The 6,482-nt window shown below is 70.5% G+C and carries 6 protein-coding genes and 1 pseudogene; 2 read left to right on the top strand and 5 right to left on the bottom strand.

Features of this window, described 5'->3' with window-relative positions:
- Together FGD71_RS48125 and FGD71_RS40640 are read right to left on the bottom strand one after the other, a co-directional pair.
- Positions 1-288 (bottom strand): annotated as a pseudogene (locus FGD71_RS48125) (hypothetical protein); the annotation flags it as partial.
- 83 nt (positions 289-371) lie between these two features.
- Positions 372-881, bottom strand: a complete 510-nt coding sequence (locus FGD71_RS40640) for a DinB family protein (protein WP_119105593.1) — start codon at positions 879-881, stop codon at positions 372-374.
- Positions 882-1,208: 327 nt separating this feature from the next.
- Here FGD71_RS40640 and FGD71_RS40635 point away from each other — a divergent pair, with 327 nt between their 5' ends.
- A complete protein-coding gene (locus tag FGD71_RS40635) occupies positions 1,209-2,114 on the top strand; it encodes a Gfo/Idh/MocA family protein (protein ID WP_119105589.1) in 906 nt (301 codons plus the stop codon).
- Here FGD71_RS40635 and lnt read toward each other — a convergent pair.
- The 3 genes from lnt to FGD71_RS40620 all read right to left on the bottom strand — a co-directional run bounded on the left by lnt (position 2,038) and on the right by FGD71_RS40620 (position 5,563).
- Complete coding sequence (gene lnt, locus FGD71_RS40630) at positions 2,038-3,690, bottom strand: apolipoprotein N-acyltransferase (RefSeq protein WP_119105588.1); 1,653 nt, start codon at positions 3,688-3,690, stop codon at positions 2,038-2,040. The two genes, FGD71_RS40635 and lnt, sit on opposite strands and share 77 nt — an antisense overlap.
- An 81-nt stretch (positions 3,691-3,771) precedes the next feature.
- A complete protein-coding gene (locus FGD71_RS40625) occupies positions 3,772-4,257 on the bottom strand; it encodes a nuclear transport factor 2 family protein (protein ID WP_119105587.1) in 486 nt (161 codons plus the stop codon).
- A gap of 52 nt (positions 4,258-4,309) precedes the next feature.
- Positions 4,310-5,563: an MFS transporter gene (locus FGD71_RS40620; protein WP_240437017.1), complete on the bottom strand. Its 1,254-nt coding sequence runs from the start codon at positions 5,561-5,563 to the stop codon at positions 4,310-4,312.
- A gap of 160 nt (positions 5,564-5,723) precedes the next feature.
- Here FGD71_RS40620 and FGD71_RS40615 point away from each other — a divergent pair, with 160 nt between their 5' ends.
- Entirely contained in the window at positions 5,724-6,464 is a 741-nt protein-coding gene (locus tag FGD71_RS40615) for a glucose 1-dehydrogenase (protein ID WP_119105586.1), read from the top strand.
- The last annotated feature ends 18 nt before the right edge of the window (positions 6,465-6,482 follow it).

Genomic DNA, 6,482 nt, shown 5'->3' with positions numbered 1-6,482 from the left:
GGCTGCGGGAGTGCGGCGCTGGGGGGTGGCCGGGGGCGGGGACGTCGCCGGGCGGGGTGGGGTCACCGGAGGTGAAGGGCGGCGGGGCGGGCCGATCAGTTCCAGCGCCTCACGGGCGGGAGCCTGCACGATCTGGGGCTCGACGCTCCCGTCCGGGCGTGCCTCCGACGGCCGGCTGGGCGGGGCCGGCACGCCGGGGGAGGGTGGGCGCTGGATGGTCACACAGCCGGAGACGGCCGAGACAGCCACGGTGACCAGGAGCGTTGCGGTGGTCGTCGTTCGATGCACCCGCGCAACTTTGCTGTGTCCGGCTCGATTTGGGGAGCTGACAAGCGGAGTATGCCCCGCATGGGTGAACGGCCCCAGGCGCCTCAGTCGCCGGTGACCCCGTCGATGCGCTCGCGGATCAGGTCGGCGTGGCCGTTGTGGCGCGCGTACTCCTCGATCATGTGGACGTAGATCCAGCGCAGGTTGTACGTACGGCCCTGCTGGTCCTTGCCCACGCCGAGGTCGTCCAGGTCGTACCGTGCGGCGTGGCGGCGGGCGACCTCGATCTCGGCCTGCCAGGTGCCGTACGCCTCTTTCCAGGTGTCGGCCTCGGTGAGATGGAACTCGCCGTCCCGGTCCTCGTCGCTGTAGTAGATCGGCCCGGGGTCGTCGTCCGCCAGAATCCGGCGGAACCAGCTTCGCTCGCAGTCGGCCATATGGCGTACCAGGCCGAGCAGCGTCAGCTCCGAGGGCTCGACGGACGCAGTCCTCAACTGGGCGTCGTCCAGGCCCGCGCACTTCATCGCCAGAGTCTGGCGGTGGAAGTCGAGCCACTGCTCCAGCATGGGCCGTTCGTCACCGGTGATGGAGGGTCGTGTGCGCTCAGTGGTCATCTCCGCATCCTTGCGGAACGAACGGAGCGCCACCACAGCATTTTCAGCAGACGCAGCATCCCCTCCACTCCACGGCCCCGGCGGGTCGTCGCCCCGGTGCCGGACATCCGCTCCGCCTCACTGACGTCCACCACATTCCTGAGCCTCTGCCCGGAATCCACGGCGGCCCGCTGGCGCCGCTCGGCGACCCCGCGGAGTTTCGACGGCATAGCCGACTGGCGGCGTCCGCAGCGGCCGTATGCTTCGGACGAGGCCTCCGTTGGCCTGTAGTCCAGCGCCCGTAAGCGCCCCGTGAACGCGTATCGGCACCCCGAAGAGGAGACCCTTGTGAAGGTCGGCTGCATCGGACTCGGCGACATCGCGCTGAAGGCGTATCTGCCGGTGCTCACCACGCAGCCGGGCGTCGAGCTGCATCTGCACACACGGACTCCCGCCACCCTGACCAGGGTCGCCGACAGCCTTCACATCCCCGTCGAGCGCCGCCACACCGACCTCTCCGAACTGCTCGCCCAAGGCCTCGACGCGGCGTTCGTGCATGCGCCGACCCTCGCGCACCCCGAGATCGTGACGCGGCTCCTCGAGGCGGGCGTCGCGACGTATGTCGACAAGCCGATGAGCTATGAACTCGCCGACAGCGAACGGCTGGTGCGGCTCGCGGAGGAGCGGAACACCAGCCTGGCCGTCGGCTTCAACCGCCGCTACGCCCCCGGCTACGCCCAGTGCGCCGACCACCCGCGTGAGCTGATCCTGATGCAGAAGAACCGCGTCGGCCTGCCGGAACAGCCCCGCCTGATGATCCTCGACGACTTCATCCATGTCGTGGACACGCTGCGGTTCCTGGCGCCGGGGCCGGTCGACGACGTGACCGTGCGGGCCCGGGTCGAGAGCGGGCTGCTGCACCACGTCGTGCTGCAGCTCTCCGGGGAGGGGTTCACGGCGCTCGGCGTGATGAACCGGCTGAGCGGCTCCAACGAGGAGATCCTCGAGGTGTCGGGGCAGGACACCAAGCGGCAGGTCGTCAATCTCGCCGAGGTCATCGACCACAAGGGTCAGCCGACCGTGCGGCGCCGAGGCGACTGGGTACCGGTGGCCCGGCAGCGCGGCATCGAACAGGCCGTGCTCGCCTTCCTCGATGCCGTGCGCGCGGGCAAGGTCCTCAGCGCCCGTGACGCACTCGCGACTCACGAGCTGTGCGAGAGGGTCGTACAGGCGGTGGAGACGCGGCCCGCCTGAGAGTCGGCCTGGTCGGCCTGGTCGGCTTGGTCGGCTTGGTCCGCCCGGTCGTCCCGGTCGGCCTGTTCCGCCTCAGCCGCAGCGTCCGTACGCCCTCCGTGGCACCCAGGGCCGTCAGGACCAGCAGCGCCGCGTACACCGGCCAGTCGCCGAGCCGTGCGTACGGGGTGACACCGTGTGCCAGCGGAATGTCGTACACCGCCGACGCGCTCGTGCTCGTGCTGAGCCAGTCGCCGACCCGCTCACCGCTCGGGCCGTAGACGGCGGAGACGCCGGTGAGCGTCGCGTGCACCATCGGCCGGCCCGTCTCGGCGGCCCGCAGTGCCGCCAGCGAGGCGTGCTGCTCGGGGGCCCAGCTCTGCTGGAACGTCGAGGTCGCCGACTGCGCCAGCAGCACGTCGGCACCGTCCTGCGCCAGATGGCGGCTCATGTCGGGGAACGCCGACTCGAAGCAGACCATCGGGCCCACGCTCAGCCCGTTCCCCACGCTCATCACCACCTGCTCGGTGCCGCGCCTGCGGTCCTCGTCCGCGGCCTCGCCGACGGAGGTGGCCCAGCCGAGGACGGAACGGAACGGGACGTACTCGCCGAAGGGGACGAGCCGCATCTTGTCGTAGCGGTCGCCGGTGGGGCCCTGCGGACCGACGAGTACCGAACTCTTGTAGATGCCGGGCCGGTCGGAGCGGCGGGCGTCCACGTTCACCAGGATGTCGGCGCCCACGTCGCGGGAGAGCGCGGCGAGGCGGTCCGCGTAGTCCGGCCGGTCGGCGAGGTCGAAGCCGACGCTGCTCTCGCCCCACACGACGAGGTCCAGGTCCTGCCCGGCCAGCTGCCGGGTGAGCGCCTCCTCGCGGGCGAACCGCGGATCGCCGCCGCTGATCGGGCCCGGCTGAACGACGGCGATCCGCGCCTGGCTGTCGGTGTCCGGGCGCGGCGACCACATCCAGGCCGCCGAGGTGGCGGCGGCCGTAGCCACCAGTCCCGCCACGGCCGGGACACGCGCCGGGCGAACCGCGACGAGGAGGGCCACCGCGACGTTCACCACAACGACCAAGAAGCTGATCAGCCACGTTCCGCCGACCGAGGCGAGCCGCAGCGCGGGCTCCACCTGCCACTGGCTCGCCCCCAGCAGACCCCATGGCCCGCCCAGCCCTTCCCAGGACCGCACGAGTTCGACCATCAGCCAGCACGAGGGCAGCACGAACAGCGCCGCCACGATCTTGCCGGGTGAGGGCACTCCGGCCAGGAACCGGCGTGTCAACCAGCCCCAGGGCGCCCACAGCGCCCCGAGCAGCGCCGCTATCACCAGCGTGAAGACATGCAGGTTCGGCAGCAGCCAGTGGTGCACGGCCAGCATGAAGCCGAACCCGCCCAGCCAGCCGTCGTACGCCGCACGCCTACCCGTGGGCGCCGAGCGCGCCAGCAGGATCCACGGGACCAGAGCGACGTACGCGAACCACCACAGCGACGGCTCCGGGAAGCTCAGCATGGGCAGTGCACCGGCGAGTGTGGCCGCGATGCCGCGCCACCAGCGCGAGCCGAGACGTCGTCGAAGATCTGTGGCGGACAGCTTCATGCAGCGGCTCCCTCGACCTCCCGCGCCAGTGCGTACTTCCAGTGTGCGCGCCCGGGACGATCTCCGTAAGTGCGCCTCCGCTCAGGTCGCCGCAGGCTCCTGACGTGTCCGCGAGGCCTGGCGCCACTTCTCGTGGACGACCACTTCGCGCAGGCGCCAGCCGTTGTCCGTACGCAGAAGAGTGAACTCGTACCGGCCGCCGCACACGAAGTCGGGCGCGGAGGAATCGCCGTCGTGTCCCGCGAACCGCATCGGATTGACGTAGTCCGCCCGCACCTGGGCCGTATCGCCGGTGTCGTGCTCCAGCGGCCCGAACCGCACCCGGCGGTTGACGATCAGATGCTGCCGCATCGGGAACCGCTCCATGGTCTGCGTGAGCCACTCGGCGACCTGCGCCGCATCACCCTCGATCCCGCCCGCCGACCGGTAGTCCGCGTGCCCGTCCGGTGTGAACAGTTCCCGGTAGGCCTCCCAGTCACCGTCGTCCACCGTCACCGCGTATTCGGTGATCAGTCCGTCGACCGCAAGCCGGTCCATCACCGTCGCGAGTTCCACGCGCTGCGTCATCGGCTCAGTGTTGGCCACCGGACGGGCCGCGCCAAGGGGCGTGCAGCGATATTCACTGGCCGCGTGGCGTCCATTCGGTCGAATCCGCCCGGCCATGCAGAAATGCGGCCACTGGAAGGGCGGCAGCGCAGCAGGCGACACCGGTGAGCATGACCAGTGACGGTCCCGAGCGGTCGAGGGCGAGCGAGCCGAAGAGCGCGCCCAGTGAGATCGAGACGTTGAACGACAGGACATAGAGGGAGGTCGCCGCTTCTCGCGCGTGCGGCACACTCCGCAGGACCAGGGTCTGCAGCGCGACCGGCAGGGCCGAGTAGGCGAACCCCCAGCCGAGCAGGAACGCGATCGCCCCAGGCTGCCACGGGCCCGCCGCGAGCAGCAGGGCCATGGATCCACCGGTGCCGACGATCAGGCCGATGATGACCTTACGCAGGGTCGGTCCCCGTCCGATGACGGCTCCCACCACGAAGTTGCCCGCGACGCCCGCGATGCCGAAACAGAGGAGGAGCACCCCGACGGTGTCCGCGGCCACGCCCACGTTGCGCAGCAGGAAGGGGGTGACATACGTGTAGGCGGCGTAGTGGCCGATCACGACGATGGCCGTCACGGCGACCGTCGTGCGCAGATCGCCCCTCTTCAACAGGCGTGGCAGCTCGGAGAGATGGACGCCGTCGCGAGAAGGCATCGAAGGCATCAGCACCGCGGTGGCGAGGAGGGCGACGGCGCTGCACACGGTCAGCGCCCAGAAGGCGGCGCGCCAGCTGAGCCACTGGCCGACCATGGCGCCCAGAGGGACGCCGATGACGGTGGCCAGGGATATCCCGGAGAACACGACGGCCGTGGCACGCACGGACCGCGCTGCTGGGACGAGCCGTACGGCGATGCTCGCGACGATCGCCCACAGAACGCCGTGGATGAATCCGATCAGCAGTCGGACGAGCATCAGCCAGGCGTAGTCCACGGCCGTCGCGGTGAGGAGGTTGCCCGCGAGGAAGACCGTCAGGATGACCAGCAGCAGCTTCCTGCGGTCGAGTTGGCGGGTGGCCGCGGTGAGGAGCGGAGCGAGCAGCCCGGCGAACAGTCCGTACAAGGTGACGGTCAGTCCGACCGTTCCTTCCGATACCCTCAGGTCGGTCGCCATTTCGGGGAGCAGACCGATGGGCATCGTCTCGGTGGCGGTCACGGTGAAGACCGAGAAGGCGACGGTCAGAACCGCCGGCCATCCGTGGGCGGGTGTGGCCGGGGGAGTGGGGTGTGCCGCTTCGTTCGACGTCGGTGTCTCGTGCCGACCAGAACTCGACAACGTCATGCTCCGAGAGAAGAGAAACGGCTGTGACCGCTCGTTCTGAGGGCACGGCCTTGCCGACTGGATGGTATACCAAAGGCCTTGGGCGGGGATCCGGGAGCGATCAGTGAGGACAATCCCGGGGTAGGCAGCCCGCCGTCGCATGGATCACGAAGGAGTACGCATGTCTCGTCCCGTCACGGTCGTCACGGGTGGCAGCCGAGGAATTGGTCGAGCGACGTGCGGGCGCCTGGCGGCGGACGGGCATGACCTGGTCGTGGGGTACGCACGCGACGACGCGGCTGCCGAGCGGACCGCGGCCGCCGTACGCGAGGCGGGGGCCCGATGTGTCACCGTGCGCGTCGACACCTCCGACGAGGGCGACGTCGATCGGCTCTTCGACACGGCGGCGGAACGGCTCGGGCCGGTGACGGGACTGGTCAACAACGCCGGAGTGACAGGCCCGCTCGGCCGGCTCGCCGACACGGACAGCGCCGATCTGCGGCGTGTGGTGGAGGTCAACCTCCTGGGCACGCTGCTGTGTTCACGCCGGGCCGCACGGGACATGGTGCCCCGGGGCGCCGGCGTGATCGTCAACGTGTCGTCGGCGGCGGCCACGCTCGGCGGTCCTGGAGAGTACGTTCACTACGCGGCGGCCAAGGCGGCGGTCGACGCGCTGACGGTGGGTCTCGCGAAGGAGCTCGGCCCCGACGGCATCCGCGTCAACGCGGTGGCGCCGGGCGTCATCGACACCGAAATCCACGCGGAGATGGGCGACCCGGGCCGCCCGGCCCGGTTGGCCCCCTCGATCCCGCTGGGCCGCCCCGGGGCCTCCGACGAAATCGCCGCGGCCATCGCGTGGTTGCTGTCACCGGAGGCGTCGTATGCGACGGGGGCGGTGCTGCGGGTGGCCGGAGGGCGGTGAGGGAGCCGGGGCTCTCCA

The sequence above is a fragment of the Streptomyces sporangiiformans genome (assembly GCF_005768555.2).
Taxonomy (GTDB): domain Bacteria; phylum Actinomycetota; class Actinomycetes; order Streptomycetales; family Streptomycetaceae; genus Streptomyces; species Streptomyces sporangiiformans.
Note: the sequence above shows the minus strand (reverse complement) of the source record. Positions and strands in the feature narration are given on the sequence as shown.